At 59.9% G+C, this 22,505-nt stretch carries 24 protein-coding genes and 1 tRNA gene; 12 read left to right on the forward strand and 13 right to left on the reverse strand.

Going from position 1 to position 22,505, the window contains the following annotated elements; genetic code table 11:
- Positions 1 to 22: 22 nt before the first annotated feature.
- Positions 23 to 1,261: an aspartate kinase gene (locus AB3Y40_RS04095; protein ID WP_369439599.1), complete on the reverse strand. Its 1,239-nt coding sequence runs from the start codon at positions 1,259 to 1,261 to the stop codon at positions 23 to 25.
- Positions 1,262 to 1,384: 123 nt separating this feature from the next.
- Here AB3Y40_RS04095 and AB3Y40_RS04100 point away from each other — a divergent pair, with 123 nt between their 5' ends.
- Positions 1,385 to 1,879: an asparaginase domain-containing protein gene (locus AB3Y40_RS04100; protein WP_369437528.1), complete on the forward strand. Its 495-nt coding sequence runs from the start codon at positions 1,385 to 1,387 to the stop codon at positions 1,877 to 1,879.
- On the opposite strand, the gene AB3Y40_RS04105 is transcribed toward AB3Y40_RS04100, so the two are convergent.
- From AB3Y40_RS04105 to AB3Y40_RS04115, 3 genes are all read right to left on the reverse strand, one after another.
- On the reverse strand, positions 1,876 to 2,520 hold the full coding sequence (locus AB3Y40_RS04105) for an SDR family NAD(P)-dependent oxidoreductase (RefSeq protein ID WP_369437529.1): 645 nt from the start codon (positions 2,518 to 2,520) through the stop codon (positions 1,876 to 1,878). The genes AB3Y40_RS04100 and AB3Y40_RS04105 overlap by 4 nt on opposite strands.
- The gene (locus AB3Y40_RS04110) at positions 2,520 to 2,915 is read right to left on the reverse strand and encodes a DUF1178 family protein (protein WP_369437530.1); all 396 of its coding nucleotides are present in this window, start codon (positions 2,913 to 2,915) and stop codon (positions 2,520 to 2,522) included. Before AB3Y40_RS04110 ends, AB3Y40_RS04105 begins: the two co-directional genes overlap by 1 nt.
- Before the next feature lie 70 nt (positions 2,916 to 2,985).
- Entirely contained in the window at positions 2,986 to 3,486 is a 501-nt protein-coding gene (locus AB3Y40_RS04115; RefSeq protein WP_369437531.1) for an NUDIX hydrolase, read from the reverse strand.
- 43 nt (positions 3,487 to 3,529) lie between these two features.
- Here AB3Y40_RS04115 and AB3Y40_RS04120 point away from each other — a divergent pair, with 43 nt between their 5' ends.
- Positions 3,530 to 4,648 carry an acetoin utilization protein AcuC gene (locus AB3Y40_RS04120; protein ID WP_369437532.1) on the forward strand — a complete coding sequence of 373 codons (1,119 nt, stop codon included), beginning with the start codon at positions 3,530 to 3,532 and terminating at the stop codon, positions 4,646 to 4,648.
- Here AB3Y40_RS04120 and AB3Y40_RS04125 read toward each other — a convergent pair.
- A complete protein-coding gene (locus AB3Y40_RS04125) occupies positions 4,614 to 5,828 on the reverse strand; it encodes a 3-deoxy-D-manno-octulosonic acid transferase (protein WP_369437533.1) in 1,215 nt (404 codons plus the stop codon). The two genes, AB3Y40_RS04120 and AB3Y40_RS04125, sit on opposite strands and share 35 nt — an antisense overlap.
- A gap of 82 nt (positions 5,829 to 5,910) precedes the next feature.
- On the opposite strand from AB3Y40_RS04125, the gene modA reads away from it, so the two are divergent.
- The 4 genes from modA to AB3Y40_RS04145 are packed head-to-tail and all read left to right on the forward strand — an operon-like array spanning position 5,911 to position 8,923.
- Positions 5,911 to 6,630, forward strand: a complete 720-nt coding sequence (gene modA / locus AB3Y40_RS04130; RefSeq protein ID WP_369437534.1) for a molybdate ABC transporter substrate-binding protein — start codon at positions 5,911 to 5,913, stop codon at positions 6,628 to 6,630.
- The gene (modB, locus tag AB3Y40_RS04135; RefSeq protein WP_369437535.1) at positions 6,627 to 7,313 is read left to right on the forward strand and encodes a molybdate ABC transporter permease subunit; all 687 of its coding nucleotides are present in this window, start codon (positions 6,627 to 6,629) and stop codon (positions 7,311 to 7,313) included. Before modA ends, modB begins: the two co-directional genes overlap by 4 nt.
- Positions 7,283 to 8,380, forward strand: coding sequence for a molybdenum ABC transporter ATP-binding protein (gene modC / locus AB3Y40_RS04140; protein ID WP_369437536.1), 1,098 nt, complete (start codon positions 7,283 to 7,285; stop codon positions 8,378 to 8,380). Before modB ends, modC begins: the two co-directional genes overlap by 31 nt.
- 30 nt (positions 8,381 to 8,410) lie before the next feature.
- Positions 8,411 to 8,923, forward strand: coding sequence for a CoxG family protein (locus AB3Y40_RS04145; protein ID WP_369437537.1), 513 nt, complete (start codon positions 8,411 to 8,413; stop codon positions 8,921 to 8,923).
- Between the two features lie 18 nt (positions 8,924 to 8,941).
- Here AB3Y40_RS04145 and AB3Y40_RS04150 read toward each other — a convergent pair.
- The 5 genes from AB3Y40_RS04150 to AB3Y40_RS04170 all read right to left on the reverse strand — a co-directional run bounded on the left by AB3Y40_RS04150 (position 8,942) and on the right by AB3Y40_RS04170 (position 13,685).
- Positions 8,942 to 9,016 (reverse strand) — tRNA-Glu (locus tag AB3Y40_RS04150).
- Positions 9,017 to 9,101: 85 nt separating this feature from the next.
- Entirely contained in the window at positions 9,102 to 10,862 is a 1,761-nt protein-coding gene (recJ, locus tag AB3Y40_RS04155; protein WP_369437538.1) for a single-stranded-DNA-specific exonuclease RecJ, read from the reverse strand.
- A gap of 107 nt (positions 10,863 to 10,969) precedes the next feature.
- Positions 10,970 to 11,935 (reverse strand): class II fructose-bisphosphatase, encoded by a 966-nt coding sequence (gene glpX / locus AB3Y40_RS04160; protein WP_369437539.1) that lies wholly within the window; start codon positions 11,933 to 11,935, stop codon positions 10,970 to 10,972.
- Between the two features lie 120 nt (positions 11,936 to 12,055).
- A complete protein-coding gene (locus AB3Y40_RS04165) occupies positions 12,056 to 13,342 on the reverse strand; it encodes a homoserine dehydrogenase (RefSeq protein WP_369437540.1) in 1,287 nt (428 codons plus the stop codon).
- A 52-nt stretch (positions 13,343 to 13,394) separates the two neighbouring features.
- Entirely contained in the window at positions 13,395 to 13,685 is a 291-nt protein-coding gene (locus tag AB3Y40_RS04170) for a hypothetical protein (RefSeq protein WP_369437541.1), read from the reverse strand.
- Positions 13,686 to 13,793: 108 nt separating this feature from the next.
- Between AB3Y40_RS04170 and AB3Y40_RS04175 the strand changes: the two genes are divergently transcribed.
- From AB3Y40_RS04175 to AB3Y40_RS04185, 3 genes are all read left to right on the forward strand, one after another.
- The gene (locus tag AB3Y40_RS04175; RefSeq protein ID WP_369437542.1) at positions 13,794 to 14,381 is read left to right on the forward strand and encodes a TetR/AcrR family transcriptional regulator; all 588 of its coding nucleotides are present in this window, start codon (positions 13,794 to 13,796) and stop codon (positions 14,379 to 14,381) included.
- 90 nt (positions 14,382 to 14,471) lie between these two features.
- A complete protein-coding gene (locus tag AB3Y40_RS04180) occupies positions 14,472 to 15,416 on the forward strand; it encodes an NAD(P)-dependent oxidoreductase (RefSeq protein WP_369437543.1) in 945 nt (314 codons plus the stop codon).
- A gap of 62 nt (positions 15,417 to 15,478) precedes the next feature.
- A complete protein-coding gene (locus AB3Y40_RS04185; RefSeq protein WP_369437544.1) occupies positions 15,479 to 15,970 on the forward strand; it encodes a hypothetical protein in 492 nt (163 codons plus the stop codon).
- Here AB3Y40_RS04185 and AB3Y40_RS04190 read toward each other — a convergent pair.
- Genes AB3Y40_RS04190 through AB3Y40_RS04200 form a run of 3 tightly spaced genes read right to left on the reverse strand, consistent with a single transcriptional unit; the run spans position 15,967 to position 18,658 of the window.
- The gene (locus tag AB3Y40_RS04190) at positions 15,967 to 16,578 is read right to left on the reverse strand and encodes a TadE/TadG family type IV pilus assembly protein (RefSeq protein ID WP_369437545.1); all 612 of its coding nucleotides are present in this window, start codon (positions 16,576 to 16,578) and stop codon (positions 15,967 to 15,969) included. The two genes, AB3Y40_RS04185 and AB3Y40_RS04190, sit on opposite strands and share 4 nt — an antisense overlap.
- A complete protein-coding gene (locus tag AB3Y40_RS04195) occupies positions 16,575 to 17,111 on the reverse strand; it encodes a TadE/TadG family type IV pilus assembly protein (RefSeq protein WP_369437546.1) in 537 nt (178 codons plus the stop codon). The genes AB3Y40_RS04190 and AB3Y40_RS04195 overlap by 4 nt, the downstream gene beginning before the upstream one ends.
- An 8-nt stretch (positions 17,112 to 17,119) precedes the next feature.
- Positions 17,120 to 18,658 carry a vWA domain-containing protein gene (locus AB3Y40_RS04200; protein WP_369437547.1) on the reverse strand — a complete coding sequence of 513 codons (1,539 nt, stop codon included), beginning with the start codon at positions 18,656 to 18,658 and terminating at the stop codon, positions 17,120 to 17,122.
- Positions 18,659 to 19,010: 352 nt separating this feature from the next.
- Here AB3Y40_RS04200 and AB3Y40_RS04205 point away from each other — a divergent pair, with 352 nt between their 5' ends.
- The 3 genes from AB3Y40_RS04205 (at position 19,011) to AB3Y40_RS04215 (ending at position 22,500) form a co-directional block, all read left to right on the forward strand.
- Positions 19,011 to 20,453: a Glu/Leu/Phe/Val family dehydrogenase gene (locus AB3Y40_RS04205; RefSeq protein WP_369437548.1), complete on the forward strand. Its 1,443-nt coding sequence runs from the start codon at positions 19,011 to 19,013 to the stop codon at positions 20,451 to 20,453.
- A 200-nt stretch (positions 20,454 to 20,653) separates the two neighbouring features.
- Positions 20,654 to 21,163, forward strand: a complete 510-nt coding sequence (locus AB3Y40_RS04210; protein ID WP_369437549.1) for a YcxB family protein — start codon at positions 20,654 to 20,656, stop codon at positions 21,161 to 21,163.
- A gap of 83 nt (positions 21,164 to 21,246) precedes the next feature.
- A complete protein-coding gene (locus AB3Y40_RS04215; protein WP_369437550.1) occupies positions 21,247 to 22,500 on the forward strand; it encodes a sarcosine oxidase subunit beta family protein in 1,254 nt (417 codons plus the stop codon).
- Positions 22,501 to 22,505: the final 5 nt, after the last annotated feature.

A 22,505-nucleotide genomic window follows, 5' to 3' on the forward strand; every position in this document is an offset into this window, starting at 1 on the left:
CAAGGTCCTGCTCAGCGTGCCCCTATGCCGACTTTTCCAAATCAAACGCATCGTGCAGGGACTGCACCGCTAGTTCCATGTACTTGCGGTCGATCAGAACGCTGACTTTGATCTCGGACGTGGTGATGACCTTGATGTTCACACCCTCGTCACGCAGTGTGGCAAACATTTTGGCGGCCACGCCAGCGTGCGACCGCATGCCGATGCCGACAATGCTGACTTTCGCAACATCCGTGTCGGCCACCAGATCGTGATAATTGATCTCGCCGCTGTCCTTGGCCGCCTGCATTGCGGCCTCGGCACGTTTGACCTGATCGGTGGGGCATGAAAACGTCATATCGGTGCGCCCGTCTTCCGAGATGTTCTGCACGATCATGTCGACGTTGACGCCCGCCTCCGCCAGCGGACCAAAAATCGCTGCCGCAATGCCTGGGCGGTCGGCCACCGAGATCAGGGTCATCTTTGCTTCATCACGCGAATAGGCCACACCGGCCACGACATTGCTTTCCATGATTTCTTCCTCTGCGCAGACCAGCGTGCCTGCGTCATCTGACGGCTCTTCGAACGAACTTAGCACCCGCAGCCGCACCTTGTAGCGCATGGCCAGCTCGACCGAGCGGGTTTGCAACACTTTTGCCCCTAGGGATGCCAGTTCCAGCATTTCCTCGAACGCGATCTTGTCGAGCTTGCGGGCTTTGCTGGTGATGCGCGGGTCGGTCGTGTAGACGCCATCGACGTCGGTGTAGATGTCACAACGTTCGGCCTCAAACGCGGCGGCAAAGGCGACGGCGGTGGTGTCTGACCCGCCACGCCCCAGCGTGGTGATCCGCCCTTCTGGGCTGACGCCCTGAAACCCTGCGACCACAGCCACGCGCATACCTTCGGCAAACTTGGCGCGGATGTTTTCTGGGGGGATATCCTCGATCCGGGCGCTGGAATGGGCGGAAGTGGTTTGAACCGGCACTTGCCAACCTTGCCAACTGCGCGCGGGGATATCCATTTCCTGCAAGCGCAGCGCCATCAGGCCTGCTGTGACATTCTCCCCCGATGAAACAACGGCATCATATTCGCGCGCGTCATAAAGCGGGGACGTTTCACCGACCCAACCGACCAGCTCATTGGTCTTGCCCGACATGGCCGACACAATGACGATCACATCGTACCCTTTGGCCACTTCCAGCGACACGCGCTTGGCCGCACGGGCGATCCGGTCGAGGTTGGCGACGGATGTTCCGCCGAATTTCATCACGAGTGTCGGCATCTCAGCCCCGGTCTGGTGTTCGCGTTGCGCCCCTTTAGCCCCAAGGCCGCCCAAGGGCAATGCGCATCGGTTTACAAAGCCGCTGGCCTGCGGCAAAGCTGCCCCAAAGCGAAAGGGCAAATCATGCACAGGGATGTCAGGATCATCGTGACCGGCGGCACCATCGACAAGGTGCATGACCCGATGACGGAATCGCTGGCATTTGCGCGCGATAACGCCACCCATATCCCGGAAATTCTGGCGATCGGGCGCTGCCATTTTCCCGCGGTGCAGCGGATCATGCTGAAAGACAGCCTTGATTTCGATGACGCAGACCGTGACGCGATAGTTGCTGCCATTCAAGACGCGCATGAACCCGCGCTAGTTGTCACCCACGGGACCGGCACGATGGGTCAAAGCGCGCGCTGGGTGGCCGAACGGATTAGCGGCAAGACCGTGGTATTTACGGGCGCCATGCGTCCCCATTCACTCAGCCAATCGGACGGGATATTTAACCTTGGTGGCGCTGTGTTGGCTGCGCAAATGCTGCCAGAGGGGGCCTATGGCGTCATGAACGGGCGGGTCTTTGCAGCCGCCGATCTGAACAAGAACACCGAACAGGGCCGTTTCGACGTCTAGTAGGGGTGGTCGCGGCCATCCCAAGTCTGGAAGCAACCGGTTGTGTCCAGCGAAAGCGCATCAAAGCGCGCCATCAGGCCGGATGCGGCTTCTTCTACTGAGATTTCGGCGGCATTGCTGCCCATATCCGTCCGGACCCAGCCGGGATGATAGATGCCAACAGCAATCCCGTCGGTGCGCAGATCGCTCGCCAGATTGCGACCAAGATTAAGCACCGCCGCCTTGGAGGCGCGATAGATATAGCTGCCGCCCGGTGCCCGCGTGTCCGATGCCATCTGACTGGAAATGATCGCGATTTTGCCTTTCGCCGCGCGCAGGTTCGGCAATAGCCCTTGGATCGTTAAAAAGACCCCTGTGACGTTGGCCGCGAAAGTATCGGCCCACTGAGACGCCGGATAGTCGTCATCCAGTGACGCGCCCTTATCCAGATAGACACCCGCGTTGCACACCAACAGATCAACAGGTGCGCCATTTAGCGACGCGGCAAAGGCGGACTGGCTGGCGGTGTCGGTCACATCAAGCTGCGCAAACCCCGGTGAAGGTGCTGCGCGATGCGTGCCCAGCACGTCGCCACGATCAGCATAAAGGTCATAAAGCCCACGGCCAATGCCGCGGTTCGCGCCAGTGATCACAACCCGCATCAGTTCGCTTTCTTGCTGGGAATAAAGGGCAGGGGCAGGACCGGCACACCGTCTTGGATCAGCTTTTTGGCCTCTTTCGGATTGGCCTCGCCATAGATCGCGCGCTCGGGGATCAACCCGTCGTGCATATCACGCGCTTCTTGAGCAAATGACAGGCCGACATAGTCGGAATTGGCCTCTACATGCTCTCGCATCTTTTCCAAAGGGGCTTTGGGAGGCGTCACGCCACCTTTCTTCGGGACTGCCGGGGCCATCAGCGATTTGGTCACCTTGGTCGTCCCGCAGTCGGCACATTGCACCATCCCGGCACCCAGCAGCTTTTCAAAGGCGGCGGCGTTCTGAAACCAGCTTTCGAACTGGTGGGACTGGTCACATTGCAAGGTGTACTTGATCATCGTTGGGTTCTACGCGGGCAAGGTGTTCTGCTGCAAGACCTAAGCCCTGAGCGCGAGCAATCAAGCGGGCTCACGGCAAAGTGGCGGGATCAAAACCGGCCACGATGCGCCGCAATTCAGGCTCTGCCAGCCGCTTTGCCGCCTTTTTGGGCGACAGCCACTTGCGCTTGCGCTGTTTGCGCTCGGGCCATTTGTCGTGCTCTTCGTGCACCTCAAGCGGGTAGACCATCACCACCACAGGGGCGAGCGATTTGGACATGGTTTTTACATAGGCATAAACACCAAGACAGCGGTCAATCGGACGGCCGGTTAGCCCTGCCTCTTCCCAGGCCTCGGTCGCGGCGGCGTCAGCGGGCGTTTCCTTGTGCATCGGCCAGCCCTTCGGCAGAATCCAGCGTTTGGACCGGCGTGAGGTGACGATGCAGACTTTCAACTTGTCCGCTTCAAACCGATAGCACAGTGCTGCAAATTGGGTACGCACGTCGGTTTTGCCGCCCGCGCGCAGCTTGAGCGGCAGCTGTCCGTTTCTTGTGTTGGCTGATTTCTGTATTGCGGGCTGTTTCAAATGCATTACGTCCTTGGTTCAGCTGCATTTTAGCGCCAAGGCAAAAGCCATGACCATCCCCCGTTTCATCGGGTCCGAGATTTATCGCCATTCCAGCTATGGCGCACAGCATCCGCTGCGGGTGCCGCGGGTGAGCACCGTGATGGACCTTGCGCGTGCGCTGGGCTGGCTGCCGGATGCGCAATACGTCAACAGCCCGCGTGCAAAACCCGCAGCCCTGCACAGCTTTCATACACCCGCCTACGTGACAGCCTTGCAACAGGCCGAGGCGGAGCAAGCTGTCACCGATGTGGTTCGTGCACGGCACGGGCTGGGCACCCATGACAACCCGGTCTTTGCGCAGATGTACCGTCGCCCGGCGACCTCTGCCGGGGCCGCGATGCTGGCAGGTGAGATGTTGCGCGACGGTGGCGTGATCTATGCGCCAGCGGGTGGCACCCACCACGGGCTACCGGATCGGGCAAACGGGTTTTGTTATCTCAACGACCCGGTGCTGGCGATCCAATCGCTGCGTCGCAATGGCGTGCAGCGGGTGGCCTATGTGGATATTGATGCGCATCACCCTGACGGGGTTGAGCTGGCCTTCCGCGACGACCCCGACACGCTGTTGGTGTCCACGCACGAGGAAAACCGTTGGCCGCGTACGGGTGCATTGGATGATGTCGGCGTGGGGCAGGTTTTGAACCTGCCGATGCCCAAGGGTGCGCATGACGATGACATGGCCTTGGCGCGGGACGCGGTGATCTTGCCTGCGGTGCAGCATTTTCGCCCCGATGCAATCGTGCTGCAATGCGGGGCGGATGCGCTGGACGAAGACCCGCAATCGCGGCTGGCTTGGTCCAATAATGCGCATTGGTCGACGGTGGCGGCGCTGATGAACATGGCGCCGCGTCTGATGGTGCTGGGCGGCGGCGGCTATAACCCGTGGTCCGTCGGCCGCTGCTGGACTGGGGTCTGGGCCACATTGAATTGCTTGCAGATACCGGACGCTTTGCCACAAGCGGGGCAGGCCGTTTTGCGCGATTTGTGCTGGACCGGACAGCGCCGGGTAAAAACGCCACCCGACCACTGGATCACGATGCTTCGGGACAGCCCGCGCCATGGCGCAATCTCAGATGCGGTAAGGTTACGGGTCAGCCAATTGGCGGCGCGGGCAAGATCGCTTTGATCCGGTCCACAACGGCGGCGACATCTGCAGGCGGGAACAGCGCGCGAGCGCGGGCCGCCAGGCCTGCGTCATCCAGATGCGCGATCATCGCGTCGGCCAAAGTGTCGGCATCCATGACCTCAACAGCGCCGCCTTCAGCATCAAGTGTGTGATAGCTGTCGGCAAAATTGCGCACAAATGGACCGTGCAGGATCGGGCAGCCGTAAGCGATGGGCTCAAACGGCGTATGCCCGCCACGATCCACCAGCGACCCGCCTAGAAAAGCCACTCCTGCCAGACGATACCACAAGGGCATCTCGCCCAGCGTATCGGCGAGATAAACCGCTGCATTGGGCGCGTCGCCTTTGCTGCGCTGCGCCATTTCAACCCCCTGCGCTTTAATCAATGCCGCCACTTCTGTGGCCCGTTCGGGGTGGCGAGGCGCAAGGATCAACCGCAGGTCGGGCTTGTTCTTTCGCGCCATTGTAAAGGCAGCAAGGACGGCGGCCTCTTCGCCTGCATGGGTCGAGGCGGCCAGCACGGTCGATTGCCGCTCAAAGACGCGCAGGGCGTCCGGCAAAGCGCTGTCATCAGCAACATAGGCCGATTTTAATGCTAAGGACGGGGTCAGGGCGTCGGCATCCACGCCCAAGGCGGCAAAATGCCCGCTGGAATGGGTGTCCTGCGGTACAACAAGGCGGACCGGCGCAAGCAGATTGCGCGCCACACCGGGCAGGTTTGCCCAGCGGCGGGCAGAGCGGTCCGACATCCGCGCCCCTAACACTATTACCGGCACCTGCGCTATGTGGGCGGCCAGAATGCGCTGCGGCCAAAGCTCATTTTCGATCACGATCAGCGCGCCTGCGTTGACCATCATCCGGCGCGCTGTGCGGCGAAAATCAAACGGCGCAAGGGCAGGGGTCACATTTGGCAAACTCCAACTGGCAACCCGCGCGCGGCCGGTTGTGGTGTTGGCGGTGACGACGATCTTGTGGTCTGACAGCGCCGCAATCACCGGTTTGGCAGCAGCCAATTCACCAACGCTCGCACCGTGGATCCAAATCGCCGCGTCTGGCATCGCTGGCCCACGCCAGCGCGCAACAAAATCGGCCCAGCCCTCGCGTCCGCGCACCACGGCCCAGACACGGCCCACCACCAGAACCGGCAGAATGGTGATTGTCAGCAGGCGAAGGATCAGCATGGGTCGGCCTTTGTTCGGTGTCTCGACCTAACAGGCCCTGCGCGGTCTTGCCAAGCGGGGGGCGGGGCGAAATAGTCACCGCATGATGCCAAGAGGATTGATCTGTGCAGCGCTGCTGCTGGCGGCGAATGTCGCCCGGGCCGATCCCTTGATCGTCTTTGCTGCCGCCAGCCTGAAAGAGCCGATGGATGCGATCGCTGCCGATTTTGGTGACACGGTGGTTTCCTACGGCGGCAGCGGGACCTTGGCGCGCCAGATTTTGCAAGGCGCGCCGGCCGATGTTGTGGTGCTGGCGCACCCGCAATGGATGGATGCGCTGGGCGATCTGGCGCAGGATCGGGTCGATCTGCTGGGCAATGAACTGGTGCTGATAGGGCCGGTCGGCCCGCCGTTGGGGCTTGAACCTGATATCCTCTCTGCTGCGCTGGGCGACGGGCGGCTGGCTGTTGGTCTGACCGGGGCCGTGCCTGCGGGACAATACGCCAAAGAAGCGCTTAACAGCCTTGGCCTCTGGACCAGTTTAAAGGACCAGCTGGCCGAGGTTGACAGCGTCCGCGCCGCTTTGGTGCTTGTTGCGCGGCAAGAGGCACCCTTGGGCATCACCTACGCCACTGACGCTGCAGCGGACGCGCGCGTCACCGTGCGCGCGACCTTCCCGGCGGGCAGTCATAGCGCAATCATCTATCCTGCGGCGCGGATCTCTGATGACCCGCGTGCTGCATCCTTTCTGTCAGAATTGACCGGACCCATGGGCCAAAGCACCTTTGCCAGCTTCGGCTTTCAGCCCCTGACGGCCCAATGATCGGCGGTTTGGACGCATCCGCCTGGGCAGCGGTCCTGTTGTCGCTTCGGGTTTCTGTAGTGGCCACGCTGTGCGCTTTGCCGCTGGCAATTGCGGTCGCACATTTGTTGGCGCGTCGGGAATTCGCGGGCAAGCAGATCGTCAATGGTCTGGTGCACCTGCCGCTTGTCCTGCCACCCGTAGTGACCGGCTATCTTTTGCTGGTCGTTCTGGGTGGTAATGGGCTGATCGGTGGTTGGTTGAAGGAGGCGACAGGCCTCACGTTTGCCTTCCGCTGGACTGGGGCAGCTTTGGCCGCCGGCATCATGGCCTTTCCGTTGATGGTGCGCGCCATCCGCCTTGGGATTGAAGCTGTTGATCCGGGGCTGGAAGAGGCCGCAGCTACCTTGGGTGCATCGCGCCTACGCATCTTTCGCACCGTGACCTTGCCGCTGATTGCGCCCGCCATTTTGGCGGGTGCCGTACTTGGCTTTGCCAAGGCGCTGGGCGAGTTCGGGGCCACGATCACCTTTGTCGCGGCGATCCCCGGTCAGACCCAGACGATCCCCTCTGCGATCTACGCGCTGTTGCAGGTTCCGGGCGCAGAACCCGCGGTTGCGGCGCTGGTGGTGATCTCGATCATTTTGGCGATGGGTGCATTGATCGCCAGTGAATGGTTGGCGCGCCGGGTGCAGCCACGATGATTGACGTCTCGATCCGCCACCAACTTGGCCGCTTTGCGCTTGATGTCGCGTTTCAGGCGCCGGGCGGTATCACCGTTCTTTTCGGCCCATCGGGTGCGGGAAAATCAAGCGTGCTGCGGGCAATTGCAGGGCTTCTTAGACCAGAAAAGGGGCATGTCCGCGCAAGTGGTGTGGACCTCACTGACCTCTCACCGCAGGCGCGGCGCGTCGGCTATGTCTTTCAAGACGCACGGCTATTCCCGCATCTGACTGTGGCGCGAAACCTGACCTACGGCGGCACGCATGACCGAGATCGGATCATCGACATGCTCGCCTTGGGTGATCTGTTGGGGCGCAACCCACGACAGCTATCCGGGGGCGAAGCCCAACGCGTTGCGATCGGGCGCGCGCTGATGGCGGACCCAAGGCTTTTGCTGCTGGACGAACCTCTGTCCAGCCTTGATGCCCCAAGGAAGGCAGAGGTCTTGCCATACCTCGAGCGGCTGCGGAACAGCGCAGCAGTGCCGATTATCTACGTCACACACGACATCACCGAAGTTGCGCGGCTTGCAACGACGCTGGTGTTGTTGCGCGACGGTTCATATGTCACTGCCGGACCGGTTGCGCAGGTGCTTAGCGATCCGGCACTGATCCCGGTTCTTGGGGCCGATGTGGCCGGGTCGATATTGCCGGTCCGGGTCGCAGGTTATGATCCTGTTGACGATATGACCACGCTTGAGGCGCGCGCCGGGCCCTTGGTTGTCCCCGGCGCACTGGGCGCACCGGGACAGGGTTTGCAGCTGCGTATCCCTGCGCGCGACATCATCCTTGCCCGAACAGCACCCGCTGGCATCAGTGCGCTTAATGTGCTGTCTGTCACCATCCAAAGCCTGCACGCCGCTGACAGCGCTTATGTCGACGTGGCACTGGATGCGGCAGGTGATCCCTTGCTGGCACGAATCACGCGACGGTCGGCCAAGGGGCTGGACCTGCAACCGGGCCAAACGATCCATGCCATCATCAAAGCCACGGCCATGCATGCGCCGACCCGCCGCAGATTGCCAATTCGCCACAGCGCGGTAAGCTGAGCCCTACGATCAAACCCAAGGAGCCGCGCCATGAAACTCAGCGATAGCCAAACCATCGAGGCCGACGCAGCAACCGTCTGGGCGGCGCTGCTTGACCGCGAGGTGCTAATGGCTTGCGTGCCCGGTTGCACCGAAATGGATGGAAACCCGGACGACGGTTTCACTGCCACTGTCGTGCAAAAGGTAGGGCCGGTCAAAGCCACCTTTAAGGGTGTTGTGACGCTGTCCAACAGGGACGAACCCACGTCGCTGACCATCACCGGCGAGGGCAAAGGCGGCCCTGCTGGCTTTGCCAAGGGCGGCGCAGATGTGCGTCTGGAATCCACGGGGGATCAAACTGTGCTGCACTATGATGTCGAGGCGAAAGTGGGCGGCAAACTGGCGCAACTTGGCAGCCGCATCATTGATGGATTCGCCAAAAAGATGGCCGATGAGTTCTTTACCAACTTCAAGGAAGCCGTCGAAGGTCCCGGCGAAGAAGACGACAACGATGCAGAAGACGACACCCCGAAAAAGGGCTGGTTCAAGCGCCTGACAACCTGAGTATTTGGGGGGTTACCATGGCAGTCCCTAGGGGAATCGAACCCCTCTTTCCAGGTTGAAAACCTGGCGTCCTAACCGATAGACGAAGGGACCGCACGTGGTGAGGCGCGTTTTAGGGAAAGCCTCGACCAAGGGCAAGTAGATTCTCACCGCTAATTGGCACAAATTTTGGCTTGCCTCAGGCGGGTGCCGCATCGTCCAACCGCAGTTGCGGGCTTTGCCGTCCGCGCCAGGTATTTATTTCCAGCTTTCCAGCCAAATGGAACCGTGCGCCCTTGTGATTGATCAGCATCGGGCCAAGGGGCCCGTCCATCGCGCCAAAGGCAATGGCATCAATCCGCGCGCCCAGACCATCGCCAAAGGTGACTTTCAGGTGTCCGGTACCGACCTCCTTGGCAAAGTGAATCTGACAGTCAGGAAATGCAAAGCGCGGGGCAGGGGCGCCCGCGCCAAAGGGGCCAGCGGCCTCGATCATTTCGATCAACTCAACCGTCGCGGCCCCTGGCATCAGGATGCCATCAAGACGTAAATCTGCCGGGCCCAACTGATCAGCGCCCTGTTTCGCCAAAAGCTCTTCCAGCCGTGCCATCGCAGGTTCCAGCTTGTCGCGCTGCACCGTCAGTCCGGCAGCCATTTTATGACCACCGCCTTTGTCCAGCAGCCCTTCGACAGCCAGACGCTGGATTGCTGCACCCAGATCGATGCCGGACATAGACCGCCCTGACCCCTTTCCGATATCCCCTTCGAAACCAATGACAATGGCTGGTCTGTTGGTGTTTTCCTTCAAACGTGACGCGACGATGCCCACAACGCCCGGATGCCAGCCATCGGCCGCGGCCCAGACCAATGCGCCGTCGGTTCCGCGGGTTTCGGCCTGTTCCAGCGCCAGCGCGCGCACCTCAGCCTCGACCGCGCGGCGTTCGGTGTTCAACTGATCCAACTTGTCAGCCAAATCGCTGGCCTCTTGCGGACGGTCGGTCGCCAACAGACGCGCTCCCAGATCCGCCTTGCCGATCCGTCCGCCTGCGTTGACGCGCGGGCCTAGCAAGAACCCGAGGTGATAGGATGTCGGCGCAGTATCAAGCCCGGCTACATCAGCCAATGCCCTCAATCCCAGTCGTGATCGCCGTGCCATCACAGCCAACCCTTGGCGAACAAAGGCGCGGTTGACGCCCACCAGCGGGGCGACATCGGCCACAGTCGCAAGTGCGACCAGATCAAGCAGAGCCATCAGATCAGGGCCAGTTTGCCCTCTCGCCTTCAGCTGCCGGTTGGCCTCGACCAGCATCAGAAAGACCACAGCTGCCGCACACAGATGTGCCAGATCACCACTTTCGTCCTGCCGGTTGGGGTTGACCACGGCCATAGCAGGCGGCAGCGTTTCACCGCCCAAGTGGTGGTCCAACACGATCACATCAGCACCAACTGCGGCGGCAATCGGTGCATGGCTCAGCGTGCCGCAATCGACACAAATGATCAGATCGTGATCGGCAGCCAAAGCTGCCATCGCGGCCTCATTCGGTCCGTACCCTTCGTCAATCCGGTCCGGTACGTAAAGCGTTGCGGCGCGACCTAGATCGCGCAGCCACGACAAAAGCAGCGCGGCCGACGATCCGCCGTCCACATCATAATCTGCAAATATCGCAATCCGCTCTTGGGATGCGACCGCTTGCAACACCCGTGCTGCAGCCTTTTCCATATCATGCAGGACGTTCGGATCTGGCAGCAAGTCGCGCAAGGTCGGTGCCAGAAAGGTCGCCGCGTCTTGCGGTGCCACACCCCGGCGCGCCAGAATGCGGCAAAGCGGGGCAGGCAGGCCTGTGTCCTGTTCCATCGCTTCGGCCAAACGGTCTTCATCACCGCTGGGCCCAACCCAACGACGGCCCGTGGCAGATGTTTCAATATTCAAAAAGGCGGGCATATCTGGCATATCTTTCATCACCTGCCACCATATCCGGTGTCAGGCCGATGTGCTACCGCTCTTTCTTTTGAACAAAAATATGCCCGCCAGAGGCCCGAATTTTCGTCGAAAACTCGCCGCCCAGCTCAACCGACAGGATTGCGATAGATCATGTGGCGCACCGATCCGGTCTTGGATCGCATCAGAATCGTCTCGGCTGTCACAAAGCCAACCTCGCGCTTGATCCCCGGCAACAGCGATCCGTCCGTCACCCCTGTGGCTGCAAAGATCACATCGCCGGTCACCATATCGTCGCGGGTATAAACCCGGTCAAAATTGGTGATCCCCGCTTTGCTGGCGCGACCCCGTTCATCATCATTGCGAAACAGCAGCTTGCCGAAAATTTGACCACCCATGCATTTCAACGCCGCTGCGGCCAACACCCCTTCTGGTGCCCCGCCAGAGCCCATGTACATATCGATCCCGGTTTTTGCTGGCTCTGCACAATGCATTACCCCGGCCACGTCCCCATCAGTGATCAAGCGGATGGCGGCCCCTGTGCTGCGCAATTCGGCGATCATATCATCATGGCGCGGGCGTTCGAGCACACAAACGGTGATATCTTCGGTTGAACAGCCTTTGGCGGCCGCCAACGCGCTGACCCGCTCGGCAGGGGACATCGTCAGCGTTACAACACCGGGCTTGAAGCCCGGACCAATCGCCAGCTTGTCCATATAGACGTCCGGTGCATGCAGCATCGACCCGCGCGGACCCATCGCGATCACCGCCAGCGCATTTGGCATGTCCTTGGCGGTCAACGTGGTGCCTTCCAGCGGGTCAAGCGCGATATCCACACCGGGGCCTTTGCCGGTGCCAACCTCTTCACCAATAAAAAGCATCGGTGCTTCGTCGCGCTCGCCTTCGCCAATGACAACGACACCGGCAATATCGAGGCGGTTCAACTGTTTGCGCATCGCGTCAACGGCCGCTTGATCTGCCGCCTTTTCATCCCCGCGTCCGATCAGTGAAGCACAGGCAATTGCCGCTGCCTCAGACACCCGGGCAAGCCCCAGAGACAGGTTGCGGTCGTTGAAATCAGGGGCATTTGCCATTGTCAGGCTCCTTTGTGTTGTGCCTGACCTAAACCCTTGCAGGGCGGGAACCTCAAGACTGTTTGCGCTAAACCTATCCGTCAGCGCCCCGATTTTTCGCGAGAGTTCAGAGCACCCGGCTCAGACCGCTTCGATACGGATTGCGACAGGATCGCCAGCCACAACGCCTGTCTTGCCAAAGCCTGCAATCGCATCGTCGAGTGCTGCACGGGTTGTCTTGTGCGTGACGATCAGAACCGGCGCGGCATCATCCGCATGGTCGTACTGACGCATCCGATCAATCGAGATACCCGCATCGCCCAGGACCGTTGCGATCTTGGCAAGCGCACCGGGTTTATCGACCAATTGCATCCGCAAGTAATACGGTGCCGCGACCGATCCCTGTGCCGCGCGCACCTTGCGCAGCCCCTTCGCAGGTTGCCCAAAGACCGTCCCGCGCGCCCCGCGTGCAATGTCCATCACATCGCCCATTACCGCACTCGCGGTGGGGCCTTCGCCAGCTCCGGGACCACGCAGCACGATCTGGCTGACAGCGTCACCTTCAAGCACGACCATATTGGTGCCGCCCTGCAATTGCCCAAGTGGCGACCCCTCTGGCACCAGACAGGGGGACATGCGCTGTTCCAGCCCGCGCCCGGTCATCTGCGACACACCTAAGAGCTTGATTTTATAGCCCATATCGGCAGCGCGATTGATGTCTTCAATGGTGACGGATCCGATCCCTTCCAGCGCAATGGCCGGGAAATCGACCTGCGTACCGTAGGCGATCGAGGACAGGATCGCCAGCTTGTGGCCTGCATCAATGCCGCCCACATCCAGTTCGGGGTCGGCTTCCAAAAATCCAAGCTGGTTGGCCTCGTCAAACACCGCTTCGTAGCTGAGGCCTGCGTCCTGCATGCGGGTCAGGATATAGTTACAACTGCCATTCATCACCCCCATGATCCGGGTGATTTCATTCCCGGCCAGACCCTCGGTCAGTGCCTTGATTACTGGGATGCCGCCTGCGACAGCCGCCTCATAGCGGATGACTTGTCCTTGACCCTCGGCCAATTCGGCAAGTGCTTGGCCGTGGATCGCCAGCAGGGCCTTGTTGGCGGTGACCACGTCCTTTCCGGCCTTCAACGCAGCCTCAGTAGCGTCTTTTGCGGGACCTTCATCGCCTCCGATCAGTTCAACAAAGACATCGACGTCTGTCCGTGTCGCGAGCGCCTCGGCGCTATCTTCCCAGTCATATCCACTCAGGTCCACGTCGCGGTTTTTCGATTTGCTGCGCGCAGTGACCGCCACAACCTCGATCGGGCGACCCGCGCGGCGGGCCAACAATTCGGCCTGTTGCTGCACGATCTTGACCACACCAACACCTACGGTTCCCAGTCCAGCAATGCCTAGGCGCAAAGGTTTTGTCATAAGAGGCTCCGGGCTGAGGAAAGATTGCGGTCTCGTTAGCGAAAAGGGGGGGCTACCGCAACGGGGCGCGTGTCACACCGCTTTGCATCTGCGCGCGCGTTGCCGGGTCAACCACTGCTCCGCGCAGGGCTGCCGCCCGTGCATTGAGTGCTGCGATCCGGGCATCAAGCCCGGCATCCTGCGGGGCTGTTCCTGCTGTTGCAGCCGCGTCCAGCACAGGGCCAAGTGGCACAAGTGCTGGGTAGTCCGCGCGGGCCGCATCCGCGCTGATCCTGCTATCAAGCGCGGGAAAGGGCGTGCAGGCGGGCACAATTGTCACGATCATCCAAAGAAATTGTTTCACGTCGCCGGTGTCCCACATTCGCACCTAAACATCTTAGCTTTCTCCAAACCAGTGCGAAAGACGCCCAGAAGGGTTTTCAAATGAACGCGCGTTCAGTTACATGGCTTTATGGCGCGCAAACAAGGCTCTCACTCTGACATAACCGGCCCTAAGGTCCGTGACGCGGCCCTGCGGCTGATCGCCCAGCACGGCTATGCGGCGGTGTCGATGCGCCAGATCGCGGGCGAGGTCGGCGTCCAGGCCGGTGCGCTTTACAACTACATCTCCGACAAGCAGTCGCTGCTTTTTGATCTAATGCAGACCCATATGAACGAGGTGCTGGCCGCCCTCGCGTCCGAGGACCTCAGCGGCGATCCGACAGCGGCGCTTGACCGCTTCACCCGGTTTCACATCCGCTTTCACCTGCCGCGCCGGGATCAGGTGTTCCTGTCCTACATGGAACTGCGCAACCTTGATGTGGGCAATTTCGCCAAGATCGAAGCGATGCGCCGTCAATACGAAGATGCGCTGGAACACATCTTGCGCGCAGGCGTGGAAAGCGGAGATTTCGCAGTGCGCGACACGCGCGTTACGACCCTTGGCCTGATCGCACTTCTGACAGGCATCACCAATTGGTACGACCCGCACGGACGCTTGGACATTGATGCCGTCCAGCAGATTTACACCGAACTGGTGCGCAAGGCTGTCGCAGCCTGACTGCAAGCGAATGCAATCCGTCGCTATCAGGCCAGCGATCGCTGCCAGGGCCAATCATCCTGATCCTGATACGGGGAAAAGGATGCAGGCATGAAAGTCGGATTTGTAGGATTGGGAAACGTGGGCGCAAAGCTGGCGGGCAGCCTTTTGCGCAATGGGCATGATCTGCAAGTCTTTGATTTGGAACCCGCGCTGGTGCAGGGGTTTGTCGACCGGGGTGCGGTTGCAGGCACTAGCCCCGCCCAATTGATGCACGACTGCGAGGCGGTGATCACATGCCTGCCGTCTCCTGCCGCTTGCGCCGCTGTGGTGGGCGAGATGATCCCCGAAGTGCGCCCCGGCAAGATCTGGATGGAGATGTCCACGACCGATGCAGCCGATGTCGCCCGACTAGGCGCGCTTGTGACCGAAAAAGGCGGCGCGGCGGTTGAATGTCCGGTGTCGGGCGGCTGCCATCGGGCAGACACCGGCAACATCAGCATCTTTGCAGGCTGTGACCGCGACACATTTGAGCGGGTGCTCCCGCTGCTGACCACGCTGGGGCGGCGCGTGCTGCACACCGGGCCGATGGGGACTGCCAGCAAGCTGAAAGTGATGACCAACTATCTGGCGACGGCAAACTTGCTGACACTGTGCGAGGCGCTGGTCACCATGAAGGCGGCAGGGCTGGATCTTGGGACCACGTATGAAGCGATCAAGATCAGCTCTGGCACCTCGTTCGTCCACGAAACTGAAAGCCAGATGATCCTCAACGGTTGCCGTGACATAAATTTTACGATGGACCTTGTGAAGAAGGACATCGGCCTCTTTGACGACATCGCCCGCGCCCATGATGTCCCGCTCGAAATCAGCCCGTTGATGGTGTCGATCTTCGCGGATGGGATCAAACGCTTTGGCCCGCGTGCGCAATCCGATGACATCATCCGCCGCCTCGAAGAAGCCACAGGCCTGCAAGTCGTCGCCCCCGGTTTTCCGTCGGAAATGATCGACGATGAACCCGAAGAACCAGGGTACGAGGTGATCCCGCCGCGCTGATGCTGGCCTTTGGCGCTGCGCTGGCGTAAACGCCGGTCAACCCAACTGATAAGGCCAGCCCGATGTTTCAGCCCGATGCCGATGGTGTCTATGCCCGTGTTCCCGTTGCAGCTTCGCGGCGTCTTCTGGCTGTTGTCCTGCTTTATGTGTTGGGTGCGCTTTTGCTTTACCTCGCATTTGGCAGCCACGCCGGCATTCTTGGTGCCGTGATCATGGTGCTTTTGGCGGCAGGGTCACTTTGGGCAGGGGAACAAATGCGCCGTGTGGCCGATTACGAGATTCTGCTGACAGATGAGGGGGTTATCTCGGCCGATGGTGAGGTCTTGGCAGAGCTCGACAATATCGCTGCGGTCAACCGGGGCGCGCTGGCCGCCAAGCCATCAACCGGGTTCACGCTGATCCTCAAGACGCCTCAGCCCCGCGGCTGGCGCCCGGGGCTGTGGTGGCGCTTGGGGCGCCGCGTTGGCATTGGCGGGATCACCGGGGCAGGGGCCGCCAAGTTCATGGCCGAGCAGATTGCCCTGCGCTTGTCATCTTCGGACGATGCACCCTAACACCGGGACATGGCCGGATCTTCATTTGGGTCGTTGTTCCAGCAGACCGAGTCGGCGAAACGCGGGCTGATGACCGTAAAGGTTCCCATCTCAAACCCGTTCAGGGCGGTTGCCAGTACGGGTTCATACGGCGGATCATAATCCGTCCAGGTTTCAACCAAAATCGCGCGTTCGTCGTCGCCAAGTTCCGGCAATTTGTCTTCAATTGCTCGGACGTCGGCAGTGGTCAAGGCGCTCTTGGTCGTGTTGCGGACGCGGGACCAGACGCGATGCAGGTGTTCGTTCCCGTTGGCATGGGTGTGCTTGTAGAACACCGTCACGCGCAGCTCGGGACTGCTGTCATGCAATGTCAGGAATTCCAAGAGATCGGCAGTGCCATTCATGTAGTCGTTGTTCACGAAACCGGTCTCGCGGCTCAGCATATCGGCGATGGTCAGCCCGGCGCGTTCGCTGATCGCTTCGGTCCGGTAGGCATCGAAATAGACCAGCGTTGACAGGAAGGCCCATGACAAAAGCGGCACCATCAGCAGTGTTTCCACGGCGACGCTGCCCTCTTCCTCCTGGCGCCAGCGGCGCAAGGCCCGCATCAAAGTATTTGCTGGGATCATTGGAATGGCTCCATCACATAGGATGAGGTGGCAACAAGCGCATAGGCACTGCCGCTTTTCTTGGGGATCGCTTTGCCCAGACCAGAGGTCGGCAGCATCGGATCGAACAGCACACAGGCGCGCAGGATCATCAGATCGTTGTTGTCGCCGGTGTTGTTGAACACAACGGCGGGCTGGTTGTTCACCGTGCGATCGACACAGTCGATATCGCCAACATTCGCAAAATTTCGGGGCTCGCGCACCAGCATCTCAAGCCGGATGTTTGTCAGGCAATTGGGAATGATGCTCGCAACTTCACAAATCCGCGCTGACAGGTTGTCATTGGTCGGATCAGGCAACCGCCCGATGCGCACCTCACGCACGGTCACGTCCAGACCCCGTTCCAGCATCACATGGCGTGTGGACAGCACACCGCCCTCATAAGCCGAGGTGAACAGGATCAGGTAGAACGGCAGGATCAGAATGAATTCCAGCGTGCCTGCGCCATCTTCCTCTGCGCGGAAGGCGCGCAGTTTAGCAGCGAGTTTGGTCATCAACTGGTTCATTGGGTCAGCCTCAGGTCGGTGATCTGCTCAGCGATGGCTTCAAAAATCGCCACCAGTTCGTCACCGCTGGTTTCCTTGTAGAAGCTTGGACCAGAGGCGCAGGCAGACAGGGCCGCTTTGCCACGTGCATCTTCTGTGGGGTCATCGTCGGTGCCCATCGCAATTGTGTAAATCGTGACGTTGTTCTCGGGCTTTTTCGCTTCTGTGCACATTTGCGCCATCAGCGTATCACCCTGAGTGTAGCTGTATTTCTGATACCGCCAGTTGTTGCTGCTTTCCCAATCCAAATCGGTGGAACGGTACCAAGGAAAAGTCTCCTCAGCCCAATGGGCACGCTCACTTGGTGTGTCGTAGGCCCAGTCATACAGCCGGCTACTGTTGTCGTTTTGACCGTCAGACATCAGGACCACATATTTGATTGTGGCTCCCTGTGCTGCGTTGTTGGCATTATAGGCTGCCGGACGGCCGGCAAATGCCGGATCGCGCATGGAGGCCGGCAGTGCAAGAAGCTCGTCATTGTGTGCTGGATCCAGCAGTGCCAGACCCCACTTCAAGCCGATAAAGATTGATGTACCGGAACGAGGTGCGAATTGGCCAATCGCTGTGTTCAGTACATTGGCGTCCTGCGTCATCGGGATTATGCGTTCATAGGTCTGCTGCGGGCAAACCGGCTGGTTCAGCTCGGAAACTGCCTGCCAGGGATCGTTCCAATAGTCATAGTAGTCGTCTGCCTGCCCATCGAAGTCCACATCAATGGCAGTGTTGAATTGCACATGTTGTGCTTGATCAAGCGCAGCGGAATCATCGATCGAAAGTGAGGTGTAGGCCGAGTCAGGGAATTCCACGCAGTGCGAGAAGCCATGCTGTTGGTCCACGTTAAACTGCGCCATCAAATCCGGGCCAGCGTTCACGTGTTCGGAGTAGGGGATCAGGTTGATCGATATCTTATCGGCGTTTTCAGGCACCAGAAGTGCGTCAACAAAGGCTGTCGCGGCCTCCTGCAAGCGCGCCATCCTGGTGACACCACCCGAGCCTGGAATTTCTTCGCGCATCGAACCCGACATATCCAAAATCAGGGACACTTCGATGTTGCCCACACCTTCCACGGCGGTCGAGGCGGCAACAGCCGTCATCTCGTCTGTGCCAATGAGGCGCAGGAAGAAGGTATCAAGTGTCAATTCGCCATTGGCAGTCACTTCGCGGTAGTCGACGCCATCACCTGTCACAACAGGTGCACCATCAAGATCATCCCGGCAGCCGTTGGCCTCTGCCCAGTCTTCGACAATGGCTTCAATCTCTGCGTTTGTGCCGGACTGGTCGAGGTCGGCACCTGCCAGCACCGCGTTGTCAATACAGCCTTGCAGCGATGCGCGCCGCGATTCGAACCGCATGAAGTCAACGGCCATACCACCAAGGATCAGCATCAGAATCAGCAGAAAGAGCGTCAGCACAATGACGCTGCCGTCTTCTTCCTTTCGGAATCGCTTCATCAACGTGCGGATCTGTCTTGCGGCAGGCGTAGCTTGTGACATCATCATCGTTCCGTTCCCATATACAAGGCTGCGACCCACAGCAGACACAAACTGCCTGTGTGGGTTTTCACCAACGACGAAAAGAACATCTCGCTGTGTCCGAATTTGGGCGAAAGCGGGGCGATATCGCACAGATTGCCCACGTGTTGTGATGCAATCCCCCAGATGAGAGATCAGTGTTCTCGCCTCTTGAACAATCAGACAAAGGCGATGTGACCGCGGTTACGGGGGCGAGAAGGAAAATTCACTCTTTGTACGCAATTCGATGAAAAATTGGGCGAAATCGGCGAATCATTGTTACGCTGGGGAAGATGTGTCCCTAGGCACATCGGTTTGCATCAAAAAGGATAGACGCATGGCCGCTTCGAATGCCCAACACGCAGAACCCAGTTTTCGTGAATCTGTTGACATCATGTTTAATCGCGCGGTGGCGCTGATGGACCTTAGCCCGGGCCTGGAAGAAAAGATTAGGGTATGTAACGCGACTTATACAGTGCGGTTTGGGGTGCGTTTACGCGGCGATATCCACACCTTTACGGGTTATCGCTCTGTTCACTCCGAACATATGGAACCGGTCAAAGGCGGTATTCGCTACGCGTTGGGTGTCAATCAGGACGAGGTTGAAGCGCTGGCCGCGCTCATGACGTTCAAGTGCGCTCTGGTCGAAGCGCCGTTTGGCGGCTCCAAAGGTGGATTGTGCATCGACCCGCGCGAGTATGAAGAGCATGAGTTGGAACAGATCACCCGCCGTTTCGCCTATGAGTTGGCGAAACGCGACCTGATCAGCCCATCCCAGAACGTTCCGGCCCCTGATATGGGGACTGGCGAACGGGAAATGGCGTGGATCGCGGACCAATACCGCCGCATGAACACCACCGACATCAACTCTGCTGCATGTGTCACAGGCAAACCGGTAAATGCCGGGGGCATTCAGGGCCGGACAGAGGCCACAGGCCGCGGCGTGCAATATGCGCTGCAAGAATTCTTTCGCCATCCCGAAGATATTGCGGCAGCGGGATTGCAAGGCACCTTGGAAGGCAAGCGCGTAATCGTGCAGGGCCTTGGCAACGTGGGCTATCACGCTGCCAAATTCCTCAGCGACGAAGATGGCAGCAAGATTACCGGTATCATCGAACGTGATGGTGCGCTGCATGACGAGGGCGGGATCGACGTCGAAGCCGTCCGCGCGTGGATTCTCAAACATGGCGGTGTTGCAGGCTATCCCGATGCCAGCCATCAGGCAGATGGTGGGGCGCTGCTGGAACAGGAATGCGACATCCTGATCCCTGCGGCTCTGGAGGGTGTGATCAACCTGTCTAACGCCGACCGCATCAAGGCCCCGCTGATTATCGAGGCGGCGAATGGTCCCGTGACCGCGGGCGCGGACGAGATCTTGCGCGACAAGGGCTGCGTGATCATTCCCGACATGTACGCCAACGCGGGCGGTGTGACGGTCAGCTACTTTGAATGGGTCAAGAACCTCAGCCATATCCGTTTTGGCCGGATGCAGCGCCGCGCAGAAGAAGCCCGGCACGAGCTGATCGTCGCAGAGCTTGAGCGGCTGGACGACATGTTGGAACACCGCTGGTCGATGACGCCCAACTTTAAAGACAAATACCTGCGCGGTGCGGGGGAGTTAGAGCTTGTGCGCTCTGGCCTCGATGACACGATGCGGGCAGCTTACCAGTCGATGCGCGAGGTCTGGCACAGCCGCGACGACGTGCACGACCTGCGTACTGCGGCCTACCTCGTCTCAATCCGCAAGGTCGCCGACAGCTACCGCGCGAAGGGGCTGTAGGCGAAACAGAAAAGGCCCAGTGGACCTTTTCCGCCTACAGCGGGCGGAGCCCCGGACAAAGGCGAAACAGAAAAGGTCCAGTGGACCTGCATTGACACTGTGGGGTGGGCAATTTGCCCACCTCCTTGCAGCACAGGCCGCTTGGATCGTGTCATCTACTTTCCGCTGACTCTTGCAGAGGTGCGCGTTAACCTGCGCGCATGACGACCTATTCATTGACCTACGAAATCACCGAACGGCGGTTCATGCAGGCTTGCCGCGCGCTTTGGGCGCACCGCGCGCTTGGTTCAACCGGCAATCTGATTGCTGGTGGGCTGCTCTCTGCTTTCGCCGCCTTCGTGCTGTGGCAGGGCGTGCCTGGCATCGTTCCCTGGGCGCTTTTGGCAGGCGGGGTTGCTGTCCTGGCACTAAATGCGGCCCGCGACAGGATGTGGCGTGGCTACTTTCGCAACGCGCCCAAGTTTCAGGCCGCGATCACGGCGCATCTGTCCCCGTCGGGCGTCGGCGTCACCTCAGCCGAAGGCGAAAACGACGTGCCGTGGTCGCATTTCCGCCACTACGTCATCACACCTGACACCTTGTTCCTGATTATCGACCAGCGGCAATTCTCGATCATCCCGCTGTCAGCCTGTGCAGATGCATCTGAACGCGCGGCTGTCGAAAAATTGGTCACATCCAAGCTCAAACCACTGCGGTCGCGCATGTTTTGACCGTCCGCGACATGAACTGCCGTAAACGCGCTTTTCCCTGTCGTCAGACTTGCTAATCTCCCCCCGAACCAGGGGGATCAGGCATGGGTTATTCCGGCTTCAAAGTCATCAAAGAAGGGCTCTTTGGCCAAAAAGGGTGGAAGCCAGTCTGGCGCGACCCAGAGCCCAAGGCAGAATACGATGTCGTCATCATCGGCGGTGGCGGCCATGGCTTGTCGACAGCCTACTACCTTGCCAAGGAACATGGCATCACCAATGTGGCGGTGCTGGAAAAGGGTTATCTGGGCGGTGGTAATGTTGGTCGCAACACGACCATCGTGCGGGCTAACTATATGCTTCCGGGCAACTCTGAATTCTATTCCCATTCGCTCAAACTTTGGGAAGGTATGGAACAGGACCTCAATTACAACACCATGATGTCGCAGCGCGGTGTGATGATGTTGTGCCATTCCGACGGCCAGCGCGACTATTTTGCGCGGCGCGGAAATTCCATGATCAACCAGGGCGATGATGCCGAACTGCTCGACGTCGAAGGTGTGCGGCGTGAAGCCCCGTTTCTGGACTTCGAAAACCTGCGTTTTCCAATCTATGGCGGCCTGATGCACCGGCGCGGTGGCACGGCCCGCCATGATGCGGTGGCTTGGGGCTATGCCCGGGGCGCCGACCAGCGCGGCGTTGATCTGATTCAGAATTGCGAAGTGACCGGCATCGACATCACAGGCGGCAAGGTCACGGGTGTGCAAACCACGCGCGGTGCGATCCGGGCGAAAAAGGTGGCAATCGTGACGGCAGGTCGTTCGGGGCAGGTCGCGGCGATGGCAGGGATGCGCCTGCCCATCGAAAGTCACGTACTGCAGGCTTTCGTCAGTGAAGGGCTCAAACCGATCATGCCCGGCGTGATCAGCTTTGGCATGGGCCACTTCTACATCAGCCAGTCCGACAAGGGCGGGCTGGTCTTTGGCGGCGATCTGGATTTCTACAGTTCTTACGCGGCTCGCGGCAACCTGCCGATGAAAGAACACGTCATGGATGCCGCCATGACCCTGATGCCAATGATCGGCAAGGCAAAGGTGCTGCGTAGCTGGGGCGGCATCATGGATATGACGCCCGATGGCTCGCCCATCATCGACAAGACTGATATCGAAGGTCTCTTTATCGACTGCGGTTGGTGCTACGGCGGGTTCAAGGCGGTCCCCGGCTCTGGATTCAGCTTTGCACATCTGATGGCGACGGGAAAGCACCACGAACCCGCTGCGCGCTATCGGCTTGACCGGTTCCGAACCGGACGCGGCCTGATGGATGAAGAAGGCACAGGCTCTCAACACAATCTGCACTAGGGGGA

Source organism: Yoonia sp. R2331, from assembly GCF_041103235.1.
Taxonomy (GTDB): Bacteria; Pseudomonadota; Alphaproteobacteria; order Rhodobacterales; family Rhodobacteraceae; genus CANMYO01.

Coding starts and splice junctions, on each gene's coding strand:
- AB3Y40_RS04095 (WP_369439599.1), bottom strand. CDS start 1,261: ATGCCGACACTCGTGATGAAATTCGGCGGAACATCCGTCGCCAACCTC.
- AB3Y40_RS04100 (WP_369437528.1), top strand. CDS start 1,385: ATGCACAGGGATGTCAGGATCATCGTGACCGGCGGCACCATCGACAAG.
- AB3Y40_RS04105 (WP_369437529.1), bottom strand. CDS start 2,520: ATGCGGGTTGTGATCACTGGCGCGAACCGCGGCATTGGCCGTGGGCTT.
- AB3Y40_RS04110 (WP_369437530.1), bottom strand. CDS start 2,915: ATGATCAAGTACACCTTGCAATGTGACCAGTCCCACCAGTTCGAAAGC.
- AB3Y40_RS04115 (WP_369437531.1), bottom strand. CDS start 3,486: ATGCATTTGAAACAGCCCGCAATACAGAAATCAGCCAACACAAGAAAC.
- AB3Y40_RS04120 (WP_369437532.1), top strand. CDS start 3,530: ATGACCATCCCCCGTTTCATCGGGTCCGAGATTTATCGCCATTCCAGC.
- AB3Y40_RS04125 (WP_369437533.1), bottom strand. CDS start 5,828: ATGCTGATCCTTCGCCTGCTGACAATCACCATTCTGCCGGTTCTGGTG.
- modA (WP_369437534.1), top strand. CDS start 5,911: ATGATGCCAAGAGGATTGATCTGTGCAGCGCTGCTGCTGGCGGCGAAT.
- modB (WP_369437535.1), top strand. CDS start 6,627: ATGATCGGCGGTTTGGACGCATCCGCCTGGGCAGCGGTCCTGTTGTCG.
- modC (WP_369437536.1), top strand. CDS start 7,283: ATGGTTGGCGCGCCGGGTGCAGCCACGATGATTGACGTCTCGATCCGC.
- AB3Y40_RS04145 (WP_369437537.1), top strand. CDS start 8,411: ATGAAACTCAGCGATAGCCAAACCATCGAGGCCGACGCAGCAACCGTC.
- recJ (WP_369437538.1), bottom strand. CDS start 10,862: ATGAAAGATATGCCAGATATGCCCGCCTTTTTGAATATTGAAACATCT.
- glpX (WP_369437539.1), bottom strand. CDS start 11,935: ATGGCAAATGCCCCTGATTTCAACGACCGCAACCTGTCTCTGGGGCTT.
- AB3Y40_RS04165 (WP_369437540.1), bottom strand. CDS start 13,342: ATGACAAAACCTTTGCGCCTAGGCATTGCTGGACTGGGAACCGTAGGT.
- AB3Y40_RS04175 (WP_369437542.1), top strand. CDS start 13,794: ATGGCGCGCAAACAAGGCTCTCACTCTGACATAACCGGCCCTAAGGTC.
- AB3Y40_RS04180 (WP_369437543.1), top strand. CDS start 14,472: ATGAAAGTCGGATTTGTAGGATTGGGAAACGTGGGCGCAAAGCTGGCG.
- AB3Y40_RS04185 (WP_369437544.1), top strand. CDS start 15,479: ATGTTTCAGCCCGATGCCGATGGTGTCTATGCCCGTGTTCCCGTTGCA.
- AB3Y40_RS04190 (WP_369437545.1), bottom strand. CDS start 16,578: ATGATCCCAGCAAATACTTTGATGCGGGCCTTGCGCCGCTGGCGCCAG.
- AB3Y40_RS04195 (WP_369437546.1), bottom strand. CDS start 17,111: ATGACCAAACTCGCTGCTAAACTGCGCGCCTTCCGCGCAGAGGAAGAT.
- AB3Y40_RS04200 (WP_369437547.1), bottom strand. CDS start 18,658: ATGATGTCACAAGCTACGCCTGCCGCAAGACAGATCCGCACGTTGATG.
- AB3Y40_RS04205 (WP_369437548.1), top strand. CDS start 19,011: ATGGCCGCTTCGAATGCCCAACACGCAGAACCCAGTTTTCGTGAATCT.
- AB3Y40_RS04210 (WP_369437549.1), top strand. CDS start 20,654: ATGACGACCTATTCATTGACCTACGAAATCACCGAACGGCGGTTCATG.
- AB3Y40_RS04215 (WP_369437550.1), top strand. CDS start 21,247: ATGGGTTATTCCGGCTTCAAAGTCATCAAAGAAGGGCTCTTTGGCCAA.